Source organism: Variovorax sp. 20P10.2.4, assembly GCF_058244205.1.
The window spans coordinates 1-21,157 of sequence record NZ_JBZAYE010000022.1 but is presented as its reverse complement, the minus strand read 5'-3'; the positions used below and the strand labels follow the sequence as shown (position 1 = coordinate 21,157).

Here is a 21,157-nt window from a genome sequence, read left to right as displayed (position 1 = left end):
GTCCGCGGCACCCGACCTTCCGCCCTCCGCCGATGGCGCGCCATTGGCCCGGCAGCTGCATGCGCGCGCGGGCATCGGCGTCGCGGCGCATGTGATCCAGGGGCGCGGCCTCGCGGCCTTGCGCATGCACGTCGAACAGGCCGCGCTGGTCTTCGTGGCCCGGGGCATCAAGACCGTGCGCACGGCGCAAGGCCGCACGGTGCGCGCGCTCCCGGGCCAGGCGCTCGTGCTCGCGGGCCACCAGACCGTCGACTTCCACAACGACATTCCCGAGGGCGCGCAGTACGAAGCGCGCTGGCTGGTCTTCGACGCCGCCCTGCTCGAGGACGCGCACTATCGCGGCCGCGCCGACGCGATGGAGCGCGCGGGCGCCGCCTCGGCACCGGCCCGCGTGCTCGCCCATCCCGGCGAGGCGCTGGCGCGCGCCTTCGATGCCGCGACGCTGGCGCTGCCGCTCGCACAGCGAATGCCCGATGCCATCGTCCGGCTTCGCCTGCTCGAAGTCATGCATTGGCTGCTGGAACACGGCATCGCGCTGCGTAACCCACCCGTGCGTGCCGACGCGTCGACACGCGTGCGCGCATTGATCGCCGGGCACCTGGCCGATGCATGGCCGGCCGATCGCGTGGCGCGCGAGCTCGCGCAGTCGCAAGCCACCTTGCGTCGGCGCCTCGCGGCGGAGGGCACCTCGCTCACGCAGTTGCTGACCGACGCGCGCATGGCGACCGCGCTGAGCCTGTTGCAGGCCACGACCCAGCCCGTCGCCCAGGTGGCGCTCGCGGTCGGCTATGAATCTCCCTCGCGCTTCGCGGTGCGCTTTCGCCATCGCTTCGGCTTCGCGCCCACCGCGGTGCGCGGCCACGAACGCAGCCCCTGAAAGCTCCTCAACAAGGCAACATCCATGATCAAGATCCATCACCTCGGGCATTCGCAATCGGAACGCATCCTCTGGCTGTGCGAAGAACTCGGCCTGCCCTATCAACTGCAGCACTACACGCGCGACTCCGTGACGCGTCTCTCGCCGCCCGAACTGCTCGCCTTGCATCCGCTGGGGGCCGCGCCCGTGCTCGAGGACGGCGACCTGCTGCTGGCCGAATCCGCCGCGATCGTGGAGTACCTGATCGGCCGGCATGGCGCGGGGCGCCTGAAGCCCGGCCCCGAGCATCCCGACTACGCGGCCTTTCTCTACTGGTTCCACTTCGCCAACGGCAATCTGCAGCCCACGCTGCTGCGGCTCATGGCGGTCGGACGGGCCGTCGCTGGATCGGACCATCCGGTGCTCGCGGCCACGCGCGATCGCTTCGCGCGCCTGATGGCGCTGATGGAAGCCCGGCTCGCCGAGGTGCCCTGGCTCGCGGGCCAGGACTTCAGCGCCGCGGACATCATGAACGTGTTCTCGCTCACGACGATGCGCCTGTTCATCCCGGTCGACCTCGCGCCGTATCCGGGCATCCGCGCCTACTTGCAGCGCATCGGCGAGCGGCCGGCCTATCGGCGTGCCATGGCAAAGGGCGATCCCGATCTCGTGCCGCTGTTGTCCTGACGCACCTGGTCCGCCCGCGCGGCTTCGGAGCGCCGGGCGGCCATCGATCTCGTCACCGGCTCTGGTCCCTCAAGCGGTGTGCGCCTGACTCTGCATCAGGCCGAGGATCTCCGCTCGTCGAATACCGAATTCCACCAGTTGGCGCTTCGCTTCCTCGATCGTTCTGTCGAGCTTGACGAGGTGCCCGGCGATCTCGCGGTTTCCCGACTCGACCAGCCGGATGGCTTGCCATGCGGCCAGCGAATCCTCCGACAGCCCGACGAGGATGTTGACGCCGGGAATGAACGCCGTGAGGGCCTTGCGCTCCAGTTCCTCGACGATCGCCTGCTTGAGCAGGGACAGCACGGGCTTCCAGGCGCCGTCGAGGCGGGTGCCGCTCCTGGCGAGCTTTCCGTACAGCTGCTGCACGAGCACCTGGTACATCGTGTTCGCGCTCTTCAGCTCGAAGGCATTGAGCACGACATTCAGCGGAATCAGCGTGACGTTGGACAACACGGCGATCGTTCCCCATGCATCGGCCGCCGATCGCGTGCGCGCGAGGTCGCTGCGTACCTGCGTCAGCAACTGGATGCCGTCCTGGATCGCGAGCTGCTTTCTTCCGAGGGTCTCGAACTGGGTGGCCAAGTTCACGATGGAGCTCCTGCTGTGGTTTCGAGGGGAGGCAAGGCGGTCGCCGCGAGAAAGGAATCTTGCAGCGGTCTCCACGTCTCGTCTTCTCCCGGACAGGGTATGGCGGAAGGCGTACGTCCAGAGCTGCGTTTCCCGGCCTCGCAACGAAGGCCTTGCCATCGGCAGTGGAGTGCGTAACAGCATATTCCATCCCATCACCATCCATACAGATGGTGCTAGGATGGCCCATGCCGACCAAAACCCGCCCCGCCCCCGTCGTCACCCGCGCCCCCGAATCCGAGAAGATCACCATCAACATGGGCTTCGTCGACCTCGGGCAGGTCGACCTGCTGGTGGCCGAGGGCTTCTATTCGAACCGCACGGACTTCATCCGCACGGCCATCCGCACGCACCTCGCGACGCATGCCGACGCGCTGCGCCAGGCGGTGTCGCGCAACATGCTGGTGCTGGGTCTGCAGCGCTTTTCCGCGGCCGACCTGGAGGCCGTTCGCGCGGCCGGCGAGACGCTGCAGATCCGCGTGCTCGGCCTGGCCGTCATCGCCCCCGAGGTGAGCCCCGCGCTTGCCAAGGCCACCATCGCTTCGCTCACCGTGCTCGGTGCCCTCCACGCGTCGCCCGCCGTCAAGACCGCGCTGGCGGACCGCATTCGCTGACCTTGCGGTCGGCATCCAACGGACTCTCATCCATGAACACACTTTTCTCGGGCCTGATGCGCGATGCTGCCCAACTCACGCGCACTGGCCGCCTCGTGGATGCCACGCAGCTCATTCAGCGCGCCTTGCGGGGCGACACGTCGCCCGCTGAGGCGCCCCCCACGACGTCTCGAGCGGTGGTGGACGACGACGTGATCGAAGCGCAGGTGCGCGTGGTCGAGGTGCATCCAACGCCCGAGCCGCGCGGGTCCGAAGCGGCCGACGCCTGGACCCCGGGCAGCTTCACGCACCAGGGCCGCAGCATCGACTACATGCTCTTCGTGCCCGCATCGGCCTCGGCGCAACCGGCGGCCGCCCAGCCCCTGGTGCTGATGCTCCACGGCTGCACCCAAGGCGCGGCGGACTTCGCGGCGGGCACACGCATGAACGAACACGCGCGCGAGAACGGATGCATCGTGCTCTACCCCGAGCAGGCGAAGCGCGCCCATGGCCAGAAGTGCTGGAACTGGTTCAAGACCCAGCATCAGCAACGCGGACGCGGAGAACCCGCGCTGCTCGCCGCGCTGACCGAGCACATCGTCGCGCAGCAGCAGGCGGACCGTTCGCGCGTCTACGTGGCGGGCCTCTCGGCCGGCGGTGCCATGGCCGACGTGCTGGGCCATTGCTATCCCGATCTCTACGCCGCGATCGGCGTGCATTCGGGGCTGCCGCACGGCGCGGCGAACGACATGATGAGCGCGTTGAACGTCATGCGCACCGGGGCACCCGAGACGCGCGCCGGCGCGGCGAAGGGATCGCCGCCGACCATCGTCTTCCACGGCGACGCGGACCCGACGGTGCATCCGGGCAACGGCCGCGCGATCGTCGCGGGCGCGGGGCCCGGCACGGTCAGCGAAGGCCGCTCCGCGGCGGGCCGGCGCTACACCCGCACCGTGCATCCCGCATCGCCGGGCCGAGGCGATGCCGAACACTGGCTGCTCCACGGCGCGGGCCATGCGTGGTCGGGCGGCAGCGCGGCGGGCAGCTATACGCAACCCGATGGCGTCGATGCCAGCCGCGAGATGCTGCGCTTCTTGCTCGCCCATCGATCGACGCTCGCCAGCGAGCCGCAACAGGCGCCTTGAATGGGCTCGCGGCGCGCCTTCGTGCTGGGTGCATCGGCGCTGGCGTCCGGCATCGGCGTGCCGGCGGCAGCCGCGGCCTGGATGAAAGCAGGACCCGAGACGCAAGGCTTCGCAGCCGGCGCGCTCGACCGCCTGTTCGAAACGGGAAGCCTGGTCCCCGCGCTGCGCAGCCTGGTCGTGGTCCGGAACGGCCATCTCGTCGGCGAGCGCCACTACGCGGGCACCCGGCCCGACGATCTGCTGCCCATCCACTCGGCGACCAAGAGCATCGTCTCGCTGCTGGTCGGCCAGGCCGTGGCGCAGGGCAAGTTGAAGAGCGACCTCTCGCAGACCGTGGCCGAGCTGCTGCCGGACCTGGCCGCCCGGTTTCCCGACGCCGCGGCCAACGGCCTGACGCTGCGACAGATTCTTTCGGGAACGACCGGACTCGCCTACGACTACCGGCTTCAAGCCCGCGCGCTCTCGATCTCCGCCGACCCGGCAATCTACGCGATGGGCCTCGAGGCCGATGCCCAGCCACCGGGCCATTGGTCGTACAACGATGCCGCCATCGCGCTGCTGAGCCCGATCCTCGAGCGCGTTCAGGGCCTGGGCCTGGCCGCCCTGGCCCAGCGTGATCTGTTCGACGCGCTGGGGATCGCGCACTCCGCGTGGCAGCGCGACAGGACCGGGCGCGCATTCGCGCACCGGGGCCTGTCCCTTCGCACCGCCGACCTCGCGAAGGTGGCATGGCTGGTCGCGGATGACGGGCAATGGAACGACCAGGCCGTCGTGCCGTCGCGCTGGATCGAGGACAGCACGCATGCACACACGCCGGGCGCCTGGTCGATCCCGCCCATCGGGCCGACCGCGTATGGCTACCTGTGGTTCACCGGGCAACTTCACGGCACCCCGGTCGCGTGGGCCTGGGGCTATGGCGGCCAGTTCGCCTTCACGGCACCGGCGCTGCGGCTGGCCATCGCGACCGCGGCCACCGATCCCGGGCCCCGGGAGCTGCAGGCACAGACGACGGCGATCATGGCGCTCGTGGCCCAGGCCGTGGCGCTGGCCGGTTGACGGGACGCCCCGGGACATGCGCGCGGACGCCGCGCTGCCGCAGTGTCTTTTGCCATAGGTGCATTCCGTTTCTTGCTCGACAATGGCCGCGGACTGGGCCTTTGACCTGACGTACGGGCCCGGTCGATCATCGAACGACAGACCGGATGCGTCCGGTCACCCCGAGTCAGGACGACCCCGAATGGAATCCCTGGAACTGGCCGACCACATCCGGCGCGACGTCGAAGCCATCGGCCGGATCAGCGCCGTGCCCTCGATGCTGCGGCTGATCTGCGAACAGACGGGCATGGGCTTCGCCGCCGTCGCGCGCGTCGACGGCGACAGCTGGACCGCCTGCGCGGTGCTCGACCGGATCAACTTCGGCCTCAAGCCCGGCGGCCAGCTCGAGGTCCACACCACCCTGTGCGTGGAATCGCGCGCGGCGCGCCAGCCCATCGCCTTCGACCACGCCAGCACGCACCCGGTCTTTCGCACGCACCACACGCCGCGCATCTACGGCATCGAGAGCTACATCTCGGTGCCGATCGTCAAGGGCGACGGCAGCTACTTCGGCAATCTCTGCGCGATCGATCCCACGCCGCACGACGTCGACAACGCCCGCACGATCGCGATGTTCCAGGGCTTCGCGGACCTGATCGGCCACACGCTGGAACTCGAGGACCGGCAGAGCGCGACCGAGGTCGCCCTGTTCGACGCCGAGGCGACCGCCGAGCTGCGCGACCAGTTCATCGCCGTGCTCGGCCACGACCTGCGCAATCCGCTCGCCTCGCTCAGCGCCATCGGCGAACTGCTGGCCCGGCGCGCGGCCGACCCCGACAGCACGCGCGCGGGCCTGCGCATCCGCGCCACCACGAAGCGCATGGCCTCGCTGATCGAGGACGTGATGGACTTCGCGCGCGGGCGCATGGGCAGCGGGCTCGACGTCGCTCGCGAGCAGATCCCCGACCTGGGCCTCGCGCTCGACGACGTGGTGGCCGAGATGCGCGCCGCGCATCCCGCGCGCGCCATCGCCGCCGACATCGAGGTGACCGACATCGTGCACGGCAGCCGCGGCCGCCTGCAGCAGGTGCTGTCGAACCTGCTGGGCAATGCCGTCTCGCACGGCGCGCCCGACAGCCCCATCGACGTGGCGGCCTGGACCCGCGACGGCTGGTTCGTTCTGAGCGTGAAGAACCAGGGCGAGCCCATTTCGCCCGGCAACCTGCAGAAGATCTTCCAGCCCTACTGGCGGCCCGCCGAGAGTCGCGGCCACGGCGGACTGGGCCTGGGGCTGCACATCTGCTCGCTGATCGTGAAGTCGCACGGCGGCACGCTGCAGGTGACCTCGACGGCAGAGCACGGCACGAGCTTCGTGGCGCGCATTCCGGTGCGGCCGGGGGTCGCGGCCGTCGCCTAGGCGTCCGCGCGGCGGCGCGCCAGGACTAGCTGGCCCCGAAGATGTCCTCGAGGTTGACCTCTTCAGGCTCCTGATGGAGGTTCACGCTCTTCTCGATGTGGTCGAGGTGATGCAGCATCAGCTGCGCGGCGCGCTCCGCGTCCTTCGACTTGATCGCCTCCACGATCAGTGAGTGCTCATCGGCCCGGCAGCTTTCCGCCGGGGGCGCGTCGTACACCAGGATGATCAGGCAGGTCAGCGTCGACAGCTCGCGCTGCGTGCGCGCGAGCGTCGTGTTGCCGGCCAGGTCGGCGCACAGGTTGTGGAACTCGCCCGACAGGCGGATGACGGCCCGCTTGTCGCCACGCGTGCGCGCGCCCATCTCCTGGTCCACGTGCGTGAGCAGGGCGTCGACCACTTCGGGCGTGGCCCGTTGCGCGAGCCGCCGCATGATCGCCGGCTCGATGACGCGGCGCGCCTCGAACACATCGCGCGCCTGCTCGATCGTCGGCCGGGCGACGAACGCCCCCTTGTTCGGGATGAGCTCGACGATCTGCTCGTAGGCAAACCGGGTCAGCACCTCCCGTATGCGGGGCCGGCTCACCTTGAAGATTTCGGCCAGGCGCTCTTCGGCCAGCTTGGTCCCGGGCAGCAGCCGGTGCTCCTGGATCGCGACATAGATCTTTTCGTAGATCTCTTCGCTGCTGTCGCGCTCACGGCGCGGCGCGGGGATGGCGGTGGAAGGCGTAGACATGTTTCCAGGCATCGGTTCTTCAGGTGCCAACAATTTTTTAGAAGATTGTAGAAAGTCTAACACCGAGACCGCGCTCCGGCGGGCACCTCGCTCGACGCCCGGACGACCCTTGCCTCCTCTGCGGAAGGGCCCGATGAGGATAGCCGCACCGCCGACACGGGCGCCACGAGCCACCGGATCCTTACGCGTCTCCTTCGAGGGTTTGCCCTCCCTTCTCGCTGCCCATCGACCGGCTAAAGTTATGTCAACAATCTTTTAGACAATGTGGCATATGTTTTGCAAACACTCAAAGCCAATCCACTGAAGTCAAAGAAAGATCATTTTGTTGAACATTTTTGGTGCGAAAGAACCCAAGTGAGTGCATCCCTTTTTGATCTAGTGATCCGCAACGCCCGCGCGGCGACGGCTTCGGACGTGTTCGACACCGACATCGGCATCAAGGACGGCCGGATCGTCCAGCTGGGGCTGGACCTTCCGCGAGGCAGCCGCGAGATCGACGCGAAGGGCCGCGTCGTCACCCCCGGCGGCGTCGACGCCCATTGCCACCTGGACCAGCCCTCGCCGCCGCCGGTCAGGATGGCCGACGACTTCGACACCGGGACCCTTTCCGCCGTCTGCGGCGGCACCACCACCGTCATCCCGTTCGCGGCGCAGCAAAAAGGCGGCAGCCTGCGCGCCGCCGTCGAGGACTACCACCGGCGCGCGGACGGCATCGCCCATGTCGACTATGCGTTCCACCTCATCGTCAGCGATCCGACGCCCGAGGTGCTGAATGCCGAGCTGCCCGCGTTGATCCGCGAGGGCTACACCTCGTTCAAGGCCTACATGACCTACGACGACCTGAAGCTCGACGACGGGCAGATCCTCGACGTGCTCGATGTCGCGAAGCGCCATGGCGCGATCGCAATGCTCCACGCCGAGAACTCGGACTGCATCGAATGGCTCACCCAGCGGCTCGAGGCCATGGGCCGCAGCGCGCCGCGCTTTCATGCGCACTCGCGCCCCATGCTGGTGGAGCGCGAAGCGACGCACCGTGCCATCGCGCTCGCCGAACTCGTGGACGTGCCGATCCTCATCGTTCATGTCTCGGGCCGGGAAGCCATCGAGCAGATCCGCTGGGGCCGCGCCCATGGATTGAACATCTTCGCGGAGACCTGCCCGCAGTACCTGTTCCTGACCGCGGAAGACCTGGGCATCGACGACAGCTATCACGGCGCGAAGTGCGTCTGCAGCCCGCCGCCGCGCGACAAGGCCAACCAGGAGGTCATCTGGAACGGCCTGCGAGACGGCCTCTTCAGCGTGTTCTCGTCCGACCATGCGCCCTTCAAGTTCGATGGCCCTGGCGGCAAGCACCCGAACGGAGAAGAGGTGGCCTTCCGCCACATCCCCAACGGCATTCCCGGGCTCGAGACCCGCATGCCCCTGCTCTATTCCGAGGGCGTGCTCAAGGGCCGCATCAGCCTCGAGAAGTTCGTCGAACTGACCGCCACCGGCCCCGCGAAGACCTACGGGATCCATCCGCGCAAGGGCGCCATCTGCATCGGCGCCGATGCGGACCTGGTGATCTGGGACGAGCGCGAGCTCACCATCCGCAACAGCGCACTGCACCACGCCGTCGACTACACCCCCTACGAAGGCATGCAGCTCGGCGCCTGGCCCGCCTTCACGCTGCTGCGCGGCGAAGTGCTGTGGGACGGCAGCTCCTGCGTCGGCCCGAGGAACCAGGGCCGCTTCATCGCCGCCGGTCGCCCATCGATCCTGCCGCCCGCTCATCTCGCCGCGGCCTGAGGCCCGGCCTACCCGTGCGCCCTTCTCATTTCAACCACCCTCAGAAACTTGGAAAGCCAGCAATGAACATCAAGACCGACGTCGTGCAATCGCTCGCAGGGCCTGCCGCCCGGGCTCTCTTCGCGGCATCGCTGCTCGGCGCGGTCCTCGTGCCCGCCGCATTGGCGCAGGATGCGAAATCGATCCTCGTGGTGGCCGGTCCCCGGACGCCCGAGTCCCTCGACCAGGAATACCCGCCGACCGAGGCGACGCATGAAGCGAAGCGCAACATCTACGAGCGCCTGCTGGCCTACGACACGAAGATGGTCGACGGCGTCAAGGTCGAGAACTTCGACAAGCTCGTCGGCGCGCTCGCCGAGCGATGGGAGGTCTCCGCGGACAAGACCTCCATCACCTTCTTCCTGCGCAAGGGCGTGAAGAGCGCGGCCGGCAACGAGCTGCGCGCCGACGACGTGATGTGGTCGTTCGAGCGAGGCTGGAACAAGAACGCCAACTTCCGCTGGTACATGAACCAGATCCTCGGCATCAGCAAATACGAGGACGCGTTCAAGAAGATCGACGACATGTCGGTCAAGGTGACGCTGCCGAAGACCTCTCCGCTCATCGAACGCCTCTGGGTCAACAACGACCTCGGCATCCTGGACGCGACCGCGGCGAAGAAGAACGCCACCGCCGACGACGCCTGGGCATCGCGCTGGCTGGCGACGCATTCGGCATCGTTCGCGCCGTACCAGGTCACGAAATTCCAGTCGGGCCAGGAAGTGGTCTACGAGGCCAACCCCAACTACTACCGCGGCGCGCCGCAGATCAAGAAAGTGATCTTCCGCGAGATGCCCACCTCCGCCAACCGGCTGGCTGCGCTGCAGGCCGGCGCGGTCGACGTGGCCGAATGGCTCTCGCCGCGCGAACTCGCCACCCTGGAGAAGAACCCCCAGCTGAAGGTGTGGCAGGTCTTCGGCAACTACATCCACCGCGTGGAGATGAACAACACCACGCCGCCGTTCGACAACCCCAAGGTCCGCCAGGCACTGAACTACCTGGTGCCCCGCGAGGACATCCTGAAGGCCGTGTACTACGGCAAGGCCCGGCCGACCAAGAGTCCGATCTCCGAGATCTATCCGTCCTACACCGACCAGTACTTCAAGTACAGCCTCGACGTCGAGAAGGCCAAGGCCCTGCTCAAGGAGGCCGGCCAGCCGTCGGGCTTCAAGACGCAACTCGGTTACCGCACCGGCGACCAGATCGAGGAGGAGATCGCCGTCATCCTGAAGACCGCCTTCGCGCGTGCCGGCGTGGAGGCCGAACTCGTCAAGCTGCCCGCGTCGACGCTGGTCGAGCGCTACTCCAAGGGCACCATCCCGATGTATTTCTTCCGCGACATGGCCATCGTGCCGGACGCCGCCTATGTCGCCAACCTGTGGCTCAACAGCGCATCGCTGATCAACTATCCCAAGTTCAAGAACGCCGAGGTCGACAAGCTGATCAACGAGGGGCTGTCGAGCACCGATGAGGCCAAGCGTGAAGCCGGCATGAAGCGCGTGCAGCAGATCGTGATGGACCAGGCGCCGTGGGTCTTTCTCATGAACCCGGGCTACCAGCTCGCCACGCGGGCCAGTGTGACGGGCTACAGCTGGTACACGCCGAACAGCAACAACTGGTCCGACTTCTCGAAGAAGTGACCCCCGCCGTGCCGGGCGATCCGCGGCTCGCGCGGGCGCCCTGGCACACGCGAGCCATCCAACAAGGAAAGACATGACGCTACGCACGTCGCTGCGATCGCTACCGCGACCGCTTCGAATCGTCCTGGCCAGGCTGAGCATTCTGATTCCGCAGATGTTCGGCGTGCTGCTGGCCACCTTCCTGCTCATCCGGCTGCTGCCGGGCGACCCGGCCCTGCTCATGCTCGGCAACATGGCGACGCCCGAGCAGATCGCCAACCTGCGCGAAAGGCTGGGCCTGAACGGCAGCCTGTGGTCGCAGTTCACGAGCTATCTCTCCACCGTGGTGCACGGCGACCTGGGCACGTCCATGTTCACCGCCAATCCCGTGGCGGTGGACCTGCTCGATCGCGTGCCCGCCACGCTCGAGCTGATCACCTACGCCATGCTGCTGACCATCGTCGTCAGCCTGTCGCTGGCGGTCGTCTCGGTCGTCAAGCCCAGGGGATTCGTGAGCCGCTTCAGCAAGGTCTATGGCCTGGCCGCGGGCGCCGTGCCGGACTTCTGGGTCGGCCTGCTGCTGATCTACTTTCTCTTCTACGTCGCCGGCATCGCACCCGCACCGTTCGGACGCATCGACGCCATCATGTCGGCGCCGCCCGCTGTCACCGGCTTCCTGACGATCGACACCCTGCTGGCCGGCGACACGGCGGCCTTCGCATCGGCCGTGGGGCGCCTGTGCCTGCCGGTGCTGACCCTCGCGATCGTGAATGCCGGGGCGCTGATGAAGATGACCCAGATCGTGTTCGCCGACAACTACCGCAGCGAATACATCCGCCATGCGCGCGCCAGTGGCCTGTCGGAGCGGCAGCTCATCCGCAGCGCACTGCGCAACAGCCTGCCGCCGATCATCACGATGGTCGGCTTCCTGTTCGGCTTCCTGCTGGGCGCCGCCGTTCTGGTCGAAACCATCTTCGCGTGGGGCGGACTCGGCCAGTACGCCGTCTCCGCGGTCATGAACAGCGACTATCCGGCGCTCCAGGGCTTCGTGCTCGTCGCCGCCGCATTCATCCTGATCGTCTACACCGTGGTGGACGTTCTCTACGGCATTGCCGATCCGAGGATCGAAGTATGAAGATCATGGCCGCCGCCCATCGGCGTGGCGCGAAGCTGACCCTGGCCATCGGACTCTCTCTGCTGGCCATGCAGTTCCTCGCGATCGTGTTCGCCCCCTGGATCGCGCCGTATTCCCCGGTCGACGCGGATCCGATCAATGCCCTGAAGTCGCCGTCCTTCGCGCACCTGTTCGGCACCGACGTGTCCGGCATGGACATCTTCTCGCGCGTGATCTTCGCGACGCGCATCAACCTGCTCATCAGCGTGACCGCGGTGGCCATCGCCTTCGTCATCGGGGTGCCGATCGGGCTGGCCATCGGCTACTACAAGGGCTGGGCGAGTTCCTTCGCGATGCGCATCTTCGACTTCGTCCAGTCCTTTCCCGTCTTCGTGCTGGGCATGGTGCTGGTCTCGGTCATGGGCCAGGAGATATGGAACGTCGCCATCGTGCTGGCCGTGCTCTTCACGCCGGTGTTCGCGCGCCTGATCCGTGCCGAGGTTCTTTCGCTGCGCGACCGGCCCTTCATCGCCGCGGCGCGCTGCAGCGGCGCGACCGACGGCGCCATCATGTTCCAGCACATCCTCCCGAACGCCCTGACCCCGGCCATCGTCCAGATCTCCATCAGCATCGGGATGGCGATCCTGCTGACCGCCGGGCTGTCCTTCGTCGGCGCGGGCGTGCGGATGCCCACGCCCGAATGGGGACTCATGGTGAGCAACGGCGCGCAGCAGATGATCCTCGGCGTGTGGTGGGTCGCGCTCTTCCCGGGCCTGGCCATCGTCTTTTCCGTGCTGACATTCGCGCTGCTGGGCGATGCCGCCAAACAGATGTTCGATCCCCAGACGAGGAGCGCTCCATGAACCAGGTCGCAGACGCGTTGCTCGAGGTTCGCAACCTCAGCGTCGGTTTCTCCGATGCGCAAGCCTCCCCAGCCCTGCGCGGCGTGAGCTTCAGCTTGCGGCCCGGAGAGATCCTCGGCATCGTCGGAGAAACGGGCGCGGGGAAGTCGCTGCTGGCACGCGCCATCATCGACATGCTGCCGGGCGACGGCCGCATCCTCGACGGCGAGGTCCTGGTTCGCGGCCAATCGGTCTCCCGCATGACGGAGGCGCAGAAGCGCGGACTCCGCGGTGGCGAGGTCGCCCTGATCGGCACGAACGCGAAGTCGCTGCTCGACCCCGTCGTCAAGGTGGGAGAGCAGATCGCCCGCGTGCTTCGCGCCCACCGCGGCATCGACAAGGCGCAGGCCTGGCGCGAGGCCATCGCACTGTTCGAGCAGGTCGGCATCGTCAATCCGGAGCGCCGCGCCCATGCCTACCCGCACGAACTGTCCGGCGGCATGGCGCAGCGGGTCGTCATCGCGATGGCCTTGATCGCGCAGCCCAAGGTCCTGCTCGCGGACGATGCCACGCTGGGGCTCGATGCCACGATCCAGCTGCAGGTGCTCGACCTGCTGGTCCAGAAGGGCCGCGAGCTCGGTCTCGCCGTGGTGCTCATCACCCATGACCTGGGCATGGTCGCCGCGTACTGCGACCGCGTGGGCATCATGAAGTCCGGCGAGCTGCTCGAACTCGAGAGCGTGCATTCCTTCCTCACGCGGGGGCCGCGGCATCCCTACAGCCGCGAGCTGCTCGAAGCGGCCAAGGTGCGTCCGCTTCCGATGGTTCCCGACGCTTCCGCGAGCGCGGGCTCGCGCAGCGGGCAGCCCCTGCTCGAGGTCACGGACCTGGTCAAGACCTTCCATGTCGACGGCTCCTCCGACGTGGTTCGCGCCGTCGACCACGTGTCGCTGACCATCGCGCGCGGCGAAACCCTCGCCCTCGTGGGCGAGAGCGGCTCCGGCAAGACGACGATGGGCCAATGCCTCGTCAGGCTGCTGGCCTCCGACGCCGGCTCGATCCGCTTCGACGGCCAGGAGACGCTCGCGCTCTCGGACAAGGCGTTCCGAACGGTTCGCCGGCGCATGCAGATGGTGTTCCAGGAGCCCTACGTCGCCTTGAACCCGCGATGGCGCGTGCGCGAGCTGGTGGCGGAGCCGCTGAAGCTCGGCGAGGCGCTGTCGCGAACCGAGCGCGACGCCCGCGTGATGGAACTGCTCGACCTGGTGGGCATCGCCAGCGCGAAGGCGAACGCCTATCCGCACGAACTGACGGCCGGCGAGCAAAAGCGCGTCGGCATCGCGCGCGCACTGGCCGTGCGGCCCGATTTCGTCATCTTCGACGAACCGACGACCGCACTCGACATTCGCGTGCGCGCCCAGATCATCGACCTGGTGCGCGACCTGCAAAAGCGCATGGGGCTGTCCGCGCTGTTCATCACCCATGACCTGAACTCCGTGCGCTCGCTGGCCCACTACGTCGCCGTGATGCGCCACGGAAAGATCGTCGAGCAAGGCCCGACCGAACAGATCTTCTCGCATCCGAAGGAGGCCTACACGCGCAAGCTGCTGGAGGCCGAGCTTCCCATCGAGGCGAAGGAGCCGGTTGCGACCCTGACCCTGGAGACTGCCGAGGCCCCATGACATTCGATCGAACAACCACCAAGCCGGTGCTGGTCACCGGCGCCGCGGGCCTGGTCGGCCGCAAGCTCGCACGCCGACTGGCCGACCGGCAACGCGCCTTCATCGCGCTGGACCGAACCGCGTCGGTCACCGAGGACGGCATCGAGATCGTCGGCTGCGATCTGGGCGACGTGCACCGCATGTACGCGCTCACGCGGGAGGGGATCGACTCGGTCGTTCATTGCGGGGCGTTCTCCGGGCCCATGGTGGCCCGCGATACGCCGCACGCGATGGTGCAGGTGAACATCGTCGGCACCGCCAACATGCTCGAGCTGGCGCGCGTTCACGAGGCCCGGCGCTTCGTCTACTGCTCGTCGACCAGCGCCTATGGCGGCGTTCGATCGGCGGCGCCGGTCACGGAGGATTGCCTGCTGCAACCCGCGAGCCTGTACGGCGCGAGCAAGGTCGCGTCCGAATACATCACGACCTCCTATGCGCAGCAGTACGGCCTGTCGGCGGCCAGCATCCGCCTGTCGTGGGTGTACGGACCCGGAAGGACGACGGACTGCGTGGTCCGCACCATGATCGAAGACGCGCTCGCCGCGCGCCCCACGCGCATGGCGTTCGGCGCGGACTTTCCCCGGCAGTTCATCCATGTCGACGACGCCGTGGACGGCCTGCTCGAGGCGCTCGATGCCGAATCGCTGCCCAGGACGACCTACAACGTCACGGGCAACACGCGCGTGACGCTGGGCGAGCTCGCGCAGCTGGTGCGTCATGTCTTTCCCAAAGCCGACATCGTGTTGCAGCACGGGCCGGACCCGGTGGACGAGTTCCAGGAGCAGTTCAGCATCGAGGCCGCACGGCGTGACCTCGGCTACGAGCCCCGGGTCTCGCTCGAGCAGGGCATCCGCTCGTACGCCGAGTGGATCGAGGCACGCCGGAGTGGCCGGCCATGATCGAGCCGCGCGCCCTTTCCCAAGCCGGGTTCGCGCCTTTCGGACGCGTCATCGAGGCACCCGCCCTGCCGCGACGGGACTACTTCGACGCGGAACTGGCCTCGCGTCGATCGCACGCGAGCGCTTCGCTGTCCCTGGTCACGAACGATCCGGTGCGCGAGAACGTGCTCGCATTCAGCAGCCTCGAATGCCACCCGCACTCGTCCCAGTCGTTCATTCCCATGAGCGCCGGCCGCTGGCTGGTGGTCGTGGCGCCCGACGCGCTCGGCCGCCCCGACATGCAGCAGGCGCTCGCCTTCATCGCAAGCCCGTCGCAAGGCATCACCTTCCGTCCGGGCGTCTGGCACCTCGGCCTGCATGTGCTCGACAGGCGATCGACGCATGCCATCTTCATGTGGCGCGACGGGACCGAAGGCGACGAGACCTTCGTCGACGTCGAGCCGACGACCATCGATTTGTCCAAGATCCTGAAAGAAGCTTGATCGTGAACCACCTTCAAAGAGACTTCGTCGGCTATGGCCGCAATCCTCCCGATCCGAAGTGGCCAGGCGGCGCGCGGCTCGCCCTCAACTTCGTCCTCAATTACGAGGAAGGGTCCGAGCCCTCGGTCCACGACGGCGAAGGCCTCACCGAGACCTGGTTCACCGAAAGCCACGGCCTGGCCAACCTCGAGGGGCGAGACCTCGCGGCCGAGGGGCTCTTCGAGTATGGGAGCCGCGTGGGGTTCTGGCGGGTCATGCGGCTGCTGCAGGAGCGTTCGCTGCCCGCCACGATCTTCGGTTGCGCGCTGGCGCTCGAACGCAATCCCGAGGCCTGCGATGCCATCAAGGCGTCGGGCTTCGACGTGTGCTCGCACGGATGGCGCTGGATCCAGCACTATCAGTTGTCGCAGGACGAAGAGCGCGAGCACATCCGTCGGGCCGTCGAGTCGCTGACCCATTCGATCGGCGAGCGCCCGCAGGGCTGGTACTGCCGCTACGCACCGAGCGTCCATACGCGCCAGCTTCTGGTCGAGGAGGGCGGCTTTCTCTACGACTCGGACTACTACGGCGACGAGCTGCCGTTCTGGACGCGGGTCGATGGCAAGCCGCACCTGGTGGTCCCCTACTCGCTGACCAACAACGACGGCCAGTTCGCCGCCGGCGTCAGCACCGGCAACGACTGGTACGGCTTCCTCAAGGATGCCTTCGACATGCTCTACAAGGAAGGCCGGACCCAGCCCAAGATGATGTCCGTCGGCCTGCACATGAGGCTCGTCGGCCATCCCGCGCGCGCCGCGGCTTTGGAACGGTTCCTCGACTACATCCGCCAGTTCCCCGACGTCTGGGTGACGCGGCGCATCGACATTGCCCGGCACTGGCGGCACGTGCATCCGGCGCCTGCAACCCAGGGAGCCGAATCGTGAAGAGCCCGTTCGATCTTTCCGGCCGCAAGGCCGTCGTCACCGGCGGCAGCCGCGGCATCGGCGGCGCCATCGCCGAGCTGTTCCTCGAACATGGTGCCGAGGTCGCCATCTGCCATCTGGGCGATGAGGCCAATGCCAGCTCGCTGCGCGAGCGGATGGCGGCCAGGGGACACACGCTTCATTGCACCGAATGCGATGTCTCCAATCCCGCCGCCGTCGACCGGTTCGCCGAATGGGCCATGCAGCGGCTCGGCCAGGTCGACATCGTCGTCAATTCCGCGGGCGTCGGCGGCGGCGACCGGCCCTTCGAGTCGACCGACGAGCGCGACTGGGACCTGACCGTCGGCGTGAACCTCCGCGGCACGATGCTGGTGACGCGGGCCTTCTTCGCGGGCATGACCTCGCGCCAATGGGGACGCGTGATCAATGTCGCCTCCCAGCTCGCCTACAAGGGCGCGCCCGGCCTCGCGCACTACTGCGCGGCCAAGGCCGGTGTCGTCGGATTCACGCGTGCGCTGGCCTATGAGGGCGCCCCGCGCGGCGTGCTGGTCAATGCCATCGCGCCGGGTCCCGTGGACACCGATCTGTTGCGCAATCACAGCGAGCAGTGGCTGGCGTTCAAGAAGAGCCAGCTGCCGGTCGGCCGGTTCGGCGAGGTGGGCGAGATCGCACCGACCGCGCTGCTGCTGGCGTCGGACGCGGGTGCGTTCTACGTGGGGCAGACCCTGTCGCCGAACGGGGGCGACGTCATGCTCTGAGGCTCCGCAAACAGCCTTAGATCAGCCCCCGCGTCGCCGCCTTCAGCGTCGCGGCCGCGCGCGTCGTGCACCCGAGCTTCTGGAACACGCGCTCCACGTGCGTGCGCACCGTGCTGGGACTGATGCCCAGCGCGCGCGCCACCTCCTTCGTGTTGTCGCCCTGGCTGATGCAGCGCAGCACCTCGAGCTCGCGCTGGGACAGCGATGCATCGTCCTGCGTCGGCGCCGCGGGCTTCGGTGGCACCGCGCCCGGCAGCGTGCTGGCGCACAGCGCCTCGACCACGGCCGCGTCGAAGCGGCCGGCCGCGGCGTCTTCGTTCATGCGCTCGGCCGCCTCTTCCCGCGTCAGCGCCTCGCGCCACGGACGGCGCGTGCAATGCGACCACCACTGCTCGGCCGCGGCGACGACCTGCCCTTCCAGCGGCATGGCCGCACCCGAGCGGCCACGGAAATGGCCCGAGCCATCGCGCCGCTCGAAGGCGAAGGACGCGATCTCCGCTTCGGCCGCGAGGCCGTCGATCTGCCCGGCGGCGCGCGAGGTCCAGTAAGGCACGAGTCGCACGCGCTCCAGCGCCGAGGCCTGCAGCGGCCCGGGCGCGTTCCAGATCGCATTGGGCACCGAGGCGCGTCCGATGCCGTGGATCAGCCCCGCCTTGTAGGCGCGGCCGCAGCCGGCTTCGTCCAGCCCCATGCGCGCGCCGCAGTCGCGCGCCAGGCTGGCCACGCGGCGTGAGTAGCCCGTCATCCACGGCAGCTTGAGGTCGATCACGTCACCCACGAGTTCCAGCCCCATGGGCCGGCGCATCGAGGCCGGCTGTTCAGCCCCCTCGGCCCATGGCGCGGCGGGTGAATCGAGCGCCTGCATCCAGGCCGCGAGATCGGCCGCGCTGGCGTCGAGCAGCGCGGCCGGATAGAGGCTGTCCGCGCGGCCGCGCACCAGCGCGAGCGCCTGCTCGATGCCGTAGAGGCGGCCGAAGATCTCGAGGTCGCTGGCCAGCGCCACCACATAGGTCGAGAACGGAACCGCCTCGCCGCGCAGCAGGCCCGGCACGCCGCTGCCGTCGTAGGCCTCGAACACCGCGCGCAGCGTGGCTTCGGTGTCGTGGCTCAGCCCCAGCGTGTGGGCGATGTCGCCCGCGATCTCGCAGTGGATCTCGGCCATGGCGAGCACGGCGCCAGGCACCGGCGCGCTGTCGTGGGGCTGGCGCATGCGCGGTGCCGACGATGCGAGCAGCGCCCGGCGACCCTCGACGTCGTCGTCGAGGAAGTCGGCGAACTCCTGCGCATTGGCCGTGCAGCCCGACCAGCGCAGCAGCGCGGCATGGCGCGCCGCCTCGATCTGCGGCGCGGTGCAGCCGGCCTGCGCGGCGATCCGGCCCGCGAGCCAGGCCGTGCGCAGCGAATGATCGATCGGCTGGCCCATGCTCAGGTCGCCGATGAAGGCCAGCGCGCGGACGGCGTCGAAAACGGGGATGGTCGTGTCGTCGGACATGGCGCATTTTGCGCGTGTCGGTCATTCGACCGATACCGGCCGCCGGGGTGGCTCGGAAGAATCGTGGCATCCCCATCGCCCGATGGGCAGTCCCTTTTCACTCGCGGCCTCCACCGCCTCTTCCTCATGTCCGACATCCTGCAAAACCCATCCCCGCGCGCCGCCTGGCTGCGCAAGCTCTATTTCACCCGCGCCGCCTTCTCCTTCGCCTGGGTCGCGCTGGCCTTCACCGTCGCCAGGCAGTCGCCCGCGCTGGCCACCGTGCTGCTGATCGTCTACCCCGCCTGGGACGCCTTCGCCAACCTGTGGGACGCCCGGATGAGCGGCGGCGCGCAGGCCAATCCCACGCAGATGCTCAACCTCTGGATGAGCACCCTGGTCGCGCTCGCGGTCGCGGCCTCGCTCGTGGCCGCATGGCAGGTCGTGCTGCTGATCTTCGGCGTCTGGGCCATCGTGTCGGGCCTGCTGCAACTGGCCACGGCCCTCCGCCGCCGCAAGGCAGAACGCGGCCAGTGGGTGATGATGCTCAGCGGCGCGCAGTCCGCGCTGGCGGGCGGGCTCTTCATCTCGCGGCAGGGCACCGATGCGCCGATTCCGCAGACGCTGGCGGGGTATGCGGCGGTGGGGGCGGTGTATTTTCTGATTTCGGGGGTGGTGATTCTGGTGCGGGAGCGCAAGCGCTGAAACGTCGGTGCGCCACCACTTGGCGCACACGGCAACGGGTCCGACGACTCCCCGCGTTATGCAGCCTCTGCCGCCTTGCGACGGCGAGCTTGCGCCAAGCCCTTCGGTCTGGACAGCTTCACCACCGGCGCCATGCCGGCGGTGGCGGCCATGTCCATCAGCGTGTCCAGGGAGAACAGGTTGATCCTTCCCCGGACCAGGTCGGAGATGCGCGGCTGCGTCACGCCGAAGAGCTGCGCCGCCTCGGCTTGCGTCATGCCTTGCTGCCGAATGACTTCGGCCAGGCTCATCATCAGATCGGCACGAGCGCGCATGCTGGCTGCCTCCTGGGGCGTGCCTGCAATGGCGTCGAAGACGCTGTCGAAACGCCGGGCTCCGGTCATGATGCGAGGTCCTTCACTAGGTCTTTCAAGCGCTTTCTGGTCAGTTCGATGTCGCGCTTCGCAGTTTGCTGGGTCTTCTTCTGGAAGCAGTGCAGCACATAGACAGCATCGGCCAGCCGAGCCACGTACATCACGCGGAAGGTTCCCGCCTCATCCCAGATCCTCAACTCCACCACGCCGGCGCCGATGCTGGGCACCGCCTTGGCATCGACCGGCGCCAAGCCGTTCTGCACGAGGTGCAACTGGTAGCCGGCTTCGCTCCGAGCAAGCTCGGGAAAGCTGCGTAGATCGTTCAAGGAAGTGCCTCGGAACTCGATGGGCTTCATGCCAATTTTATACAAAATCTTGTATTGAAACCTCCAGCGCAGTCCTGCACGCTCCCGCGAAATCTTCTCTCCTGAAGCTGGTCGCTCAAGGCGGCAACACCAACGGCCCGCAATCCGAATCCGCGATGAAGGTCGCAATCAGCGACGCCGGCTTCACCGGATCGGGGTTCTCCGCGAACAGGTGCAGCGCGCGCGGCGGCTCGAACCAGGTCTGGCCGGCCTGGTAGTCGACCGCGGGGCCGCCCGCCATCTGCGAGCGCACGGTGCCGCTGACCACCACGGCCTGCACCGAGCCCGGGTGCCGGTGCGCGGGCGTGTAGGCCAGCGGCGGGAACTCGACCAGGGCGGTGGTGATGGACTTGCCCGGCACGTTCGGCAACGGCTCGCACGACAGCGGCCGCACGGTGGTCTGCGGCCGCGTCGCGCTGCCCTCGGGCGCGGGGGCCGAGGCGAACATCGGGCGCGTCACGCTGCTGCAGAGGTCGTCGAGCCATGCGACGGTGGCCTGCTTGCCCGCATGTGGCACCAGGGCCCATGCGGCCGCGCCGAGGGCGAGCGCCGCGAGCGACAGCGCGACCGCATGCCGCGGCGCGCGCGACGATAGGCGGGCCGCGATGCTCACGATCGTGCCTCCGCGCCCAGCCGCATCGACGGGGTCCAGCCCAGCAGCCGCCGCGCCTTGCCGCTGTCGACCTCGGGGTTGTCCTCGGTGACGTTGAAGACGCCACCGGCCGAATGGCGCCAGGCCAGCAGCGCGGCCCAGGCGGCCGCTTCGACGTGCACGGGGCTCGCGCCCTTGGGCTCGTCGGCGCCGGTGCCCGGGCCGTAGAGCTGGCCGTAGCGCAGCACGGTGCCGGTGATGCCGGGTGCGTGAAGCACGGCCTGCTCGAGCGCCACCACGCCGCCCACGCTGACGCGGCGCGCGCCTTCGGCCTCGGTGTCGAGCGGCTGC

Annotated in this window: 22 protein-coding genes and 1 pseudogene; 16 read left to right on the top strand and 7 right to left on the bottom strand. The window is 68.2% G+C overall.

Annotated elements, in window-relative coordinates; all coding sequences use genetic code 11:
• The first annotated feature begins 43 nt into the window (after positions 1-43).
• Together AC27VN_RS04025 and AC27VN_RS04020 are read left to right on the top strand one after the other, a co-directional pair.
• A complete protein-coding gene (locus tag AC27VN_RS04025; RefSeq protein ID WP_490875705.1) occupies positions 44-877 on the top strand; it encodes a helix-turn-helix transcriptional regulator in 834 nt (277 codons plus the stop codon).
• Positions 878-901: 24 nt separating this feature from the next.
• A complete protein-coding gene (locus tag AC27VN_RS04020) occupies positions 902-1,543 on the top strand; it encodes a glutathione S-transferase family protein (RefSeq protein ID WP_490875704.1) in 642 nt (213 codons plus the stop codon).
• Between the two features lie 69 nt (positions 1,544-1,612).
• Here AC27VN_RS04020 and AC27VN_RS04015 read toward each other — a convergent pair whose 3' ends face one another.
• Entirely contained in the window at positions 1,613-2,173 is a 561-nt protein-coding gene (locus tag AC27VN_RS04015) for a hypothetical protein (protein ID WP_490875703.1), read from the bottom strand.
• Positions 2,174-2,400: 227 nt separating this feature from the next.
• Here AC27VN_RS04015 and AC27VN_RS04010 point away from each other — a divergent pair, with 227 nt between their 5' ends.
• The 4 genes from AC27VN_RS04010 to AC27VN_RS03995 all read left to right on the top strand — a co-directional run bounded on the left by AC27VN_RS04010 (position 2,401) and on the right by AC27VN_RS03995 (position 6,402).
• Positions 2,401-2,826, top strand: coding sequence for a CopG family transcriptional regulator (locus AC27VN_RS04010; RefSeq protein WP_490875702.1), 426 nt, complete (start codon positions 2,401-2,403; stop codon positions 2,824-2,826).
• Positions 2,827-2,858: 32 nt separating this feature from the next.
• Positions 2,859-3,950, top strand: coding sequence for an extracellular catalytic domain type 1 short-chain-length polyhydroxyalkanoate depolymerase (locus tag AC27VN_RS04005; protein WP_490875701.1), 1,092 nt, complete (start codon positions 2,859-2,861; stop codon positions 3,948-3,950).
• Positions 3,951-5,006, top strand: a complete 1,056-nt coding sequence (locus AC27VN_RS04000) for a serine hydrolase domain-containing protein (protein WP_490875700.1) — start codon at positions 3,951-3,953, stop codon at positions 5,004-5,006.
• Between the two features lie 181 nt (positions 5,007-5,187).
• Positions 5,188-6,402, top strand: coding sequence for a GAF domain-containing sensor histidine kinase (locus AC27VN_RS03995; protein WP_490875699.1), 1,215 nt, complete (start codon positions 5,188-5,190; stop codon positions 6,400-6,402).
• A gap of 25 nt (positions 6,403-6,427) precedes the next feature.
• Here the strand turns inward: AC27VN_RS03995 and AC27VN_RS03990 are convergent, their stop codons facing one another.
• Positions 6,428-7,135, bottom strand: a complete 708-nt coding sequence (locus AC27VN_RS03990; RefSeq protein WP_093346649.1) for a GntR family transcriptional regulator — start codon at positions 7,133-7,135, stop codon at positions 6,428-6,430.
• 354 nt (positions 7,136-7,489) lie between these two features.
• Between AC27VN_RS03990 and hydA the strand changes: the two genes are divergently transcribed.
• The 9 genes from hydA to AC27VN_RS03945 all read left to right on the top strand — a co-directional run bounded on the left by hydA (position 7,490) and on the right by AC27VN_RS03945 (position 17,320).
• Positions 7,490-8,923: a dihydropyrimidinase gene (gene hydA, locus AC27VN_RS03985; protein ID WP_490875698.1), complete on the top strand. Its 1,434-nt coding sequence runs from the start codon at positions 7,490-7,492 to the stop codon at positions 8,921-8,923.
• A gap of 62 nt (positions 8,924-8,985) precedes the next feature.
• Positions 8,986-10,602, top strand: coding sequence for an ABC transporter substrate-binding protein (locus AC27VN_RS03980; protein WP_490875697.1), 1,617 nt, complete (start codon positions 8,986-8,988; stop codon positions 10,600-10,602).
• 73 nt (positions 10,603-10,675) lie between these two features.
• A complete protein-coding gene (locus tag AC27VN_RS03975) occupies positions 10,676-11,716 on the top strand; it encodes an ABC transporter permease (protein WP_431514539.1) in 1,041 nt (346 codons plus the stop codon).
• Positions 11,713-12,558: an ABC transporter permease gene (locus AC27VN_RS03970; protein ID WP_208510769.1), complete on the top strand. Its 846-nt coding sequence runs from the start codon at positions 11,713-11,715 to the stop codon at positions 12,556-12,558. The genes AC27VN_RS03975 and AC27VN_RS03970 overlap by 4 nt, the downstream gene beginning before the upstream one ends.
• Complete coding sequence (locus AC27VN_RS03965; protein ID WP_490875712.1) at positions 12,555-14,219, top strand: ATP-binding cassette domain-containing protein; 1,665 nt, start codon at positions 12,555-12,557, stop codon at positions 14,217-14,219. Before AC27VN_RS03970 ends, AC27VN_RS03965 begins: the two co-directional genes overlap by 4 nt.
• On the top strand, positions 14,216-15,157 hold the full coding sequence (locus AC27VN_RS03960; RefSeq protein ID WP_490875696.1) for an NAD-dependent epimerase/dehydratase family protein: 942 nt from the start codon (positions 14,216-14,218) through the stop codon (positions 15,155-15,157). Before AC27VN_RS03965 ends, AC27VN_RS03960 begins: the two co-directional genes overlap by 4 nt.
• Positions 15,154-15,639: an ureidoglycolate lyase gene (locus AC27VN_RS03955; RefSeq protein ID WP_490875695.1), complete on the top strand. Its 486-nt coding sequence runs from the start codon at positions 15,154-15,156 to the stop codon at positions 15,637-15,639. Before AC27VN_RS03960 ends, AC27VN_RS03955 begins: the two co-directional genes overlap by 4 nt.
• Positions 15,636-16,562 carry an allantoinase PuuE gene (locus AC27VN_RS03950; RefSeq protein ID WP_490875694.1) on the top strand — a complete coding sequence of 309 codons (927 nt, stop codon included), beginning with the start codon at positions 15,636-15,638 and terminating at the stop codon, positions 16,560-16,562. The genes AC27VN_RS03955 and AC27VN_RS03950 overlap by 4 nt, the downstream gene beginning before the upstream one ends.
• Entirely contained in the window at positions 16,559-17,320 is a 762-nt protein-coding gene (locus tag AC27VN_RS03945; RefSeq protein ID WP_490875693.1) for an SDR family NAD(P)-dependent oxidoreductase, read from the top strand. The genes AC27VN_RS03950 and AC27VN_RS03945 overlap by 4 nt, the downstream gene beginning before the upstream one ends.
• A 16-nt stretch (positions 17,321-17,336) precedes the next feature.
• Here the strand turns inward: AC27VN_RS03945 and AC27VN_RS03940 are convergent, their stop codons facing one another.
• A complete protein-coding gene (locus AC27VN_RS03940) occupies positions 17,337-18,812 on the bottom strand; it encodes an HD domain-containing phosphohydrolase (protein WP_490875692.1) in 1,476 nt (491 codons plus the stop codon).
• Between the two features lie 126 nt (positions 18,813-18,938).
• On the opposite strand from AC27VN_RS03940, the gene AC27VN_RS03935 reads away from it, so the two are divergent.
• The gene (locus AC27VN_RS03935; RefSeq protein ID WP_490875691.1) at positions 18,939-19,496 is read left to right on the top strand and encodes a DUF308 domain-containing protein; all 558 of its coding nucleotides are present in this window, start codon (positions 18,939-18,941) and stop codon (positions 19,494-19,496) included.
• A gap of 56 nt (positions 19,497-19,552) precedes the next feature.
• Here the strand turns inward: AC27VN_RS03935 and AC27VN_RS03930 are convergent, their stop codons facing one another.
• The 4 genes and pseudogenes from AC27VN_RS03930 to AC27VN_RS03915 form a co-directional block, all read right to left on the bottom strand.
• Entirely contained in the window at positions 19,553-19,879 is a 327-nt protein-coding gene (locus AC27VN_RS03930) for a helix-turn-helix domain-containing protein (RefSeq protein WP_490875690.1), read from the bottom strand.
• Positions 19,876-20,205, bottom strand: a complete 330-nt coding sequence (locus AC27VN_RS03925) for a type II toxin-antitoxin system RelE/ParE family toxin (RefSeq protein WP_490875689.1) — start codon at positions 20,203-20,205, stop codon at positions 19,876-19,878. The genes AC27VN_RS03930 and AC27VN_RS03925 overlap by 4 nt, the downstream gene beginning before the upstream one ends.
• A gap of 85 nt (positions 20,206-20,290) precedes the next feature.
• The gene (locus tag AC27VN_RS03920; protein WP_490875688.1) at positions 20,291-20,827 is read right to left on the bottom strand and encodes a cupin domain-containing protein; all 537 of its coding nucleotides are present in this window, start codon (positions 20,825-20,827) and stop codon (positions 20,291-20,293) included.
• Positions 20,824-21,157, bottom strand: a pseudogene (locus AC27VN_RS03915) (dTDP-glucose 4,6-dehydratase); the annotation flags it as partial. The gene AC27VN_RS03920 and the pseudogene AC27VN_RS03915, both read right to left, overlap by 4 nt.

Bases quoted from the DNA above. Each gene is read 5' to 3' on its own strand.
- AC27VN_RS04020 (WP_490875704.1), top strand. From the start codon at position 902: ATGATCAAGATCCATCACCTCGGGCATTCGCAATCGGAACGCATCCTC.
- AC27VN_RS04010 (WP_490875702.1), top strand. From the start codon at position 2,401: ATGCCGACCAAAACCCGCCCCGCCCCCGTCGTCACCCGCGCCCCCGAA.
- AC27VN_RS04005 (WP_490875701.1), top strand. From the start codon at position 2,859: ATGAACACACTTTTCTCGGGCCTGATGCGCGATGCTGCCCAACTCACG.
- AC27VN_RS04000 (WP_490875700.1), top strand. From the start codon at position 3,951: ATGGGCTCGCGGCGCGCCTTCGTGCTGGGTGCATCGGCGCTGGCGTCC.
- AC27VN_RS03995 (WP_490875699.1), top strand. From the start codon at position 5,188: ATGGAATCCCTGGAACTGGCCGACCACATCCGGCGCGACGTCGAAGCC.
- AC27VN_RS03990 (WP_093346649.1), bottom strand. From the start codon at position 7,135: ATGTCTACGCCTTCCACCGCCATCCCCGCGCCGCGCCGTGAGCGCGAC.
- AC27VN_RS03980 (WP_490875697.1), top strand. From the start codon at position 8,986: ATGAACATCAAGACCGACGTCGTGCAATCGCTCGCAGGGCCTGCCGCC.
- AC27VN_RS03975 (WP_431514539.1), top strand. From the start codon at position 10,676: ATGACGCTACGCACGTCGCTGCGATCGCTACCGCGACCGCTTCGAATC.
- AC27VN_RS03970 (WP_208510769.1), top strand. From the start codon at position 11,713: ATGAAGATCATGGCCGCCGCCCATCGGCGTGGCGCGAAGCTGACCCTG.
- AC27VN_RS03965 (WP_490875712.1), top strand. From the start codon at position 12,555: ATGAACCAGGTCGCAGACGCGTTGCTCGAGGTTCGCAACCTCAGCGTC.
- AC27VN_RS03960 (WP_490875696.1), top strand. From the start codon at position 14,216: ATGACATTCGATCGAACAACCACCAAGCCGGTGCTGGTCACCGGCGCC.
- AC27VN_RS03955 (WP_490875695.1), top strand. From the start codon at position 15,154: ATGATCGAGCCGCGCGCCCTTTCCCAAGCCGGGTTCGCGCCTTTCGGA.
- AC27VN_RS03940 (WP_490875692.1), bottom strand. From the start codon at position 18,812: ATGTCCGACGACACGACCATCCCCGTTTTCGACGCCGTCCGCGCGCTG.
- AC27VN_RS03935 (WP_490875691.1), top strand. From the start codon at position 18,939: ATGTCCGACATCCTGCAAAACCCATCCCCGCGCGCCGCCTGGCTGCGC.
- AC27VN_RS03930 (WP_490875690.1), bottom strand. From the start codon at position 19,879: ATGACCGGAGCCCGGCGTTTCGACAGCGTCTTCGACGCCATTGCAGGC.
- AC27VN_RS03925 (WP_490875689.1), bottom strand. From the start codon at position 20,205: ATGAAGCCCATCGAGTTCCGAGGCACTTCCTTGAACGATCTACGCAGC.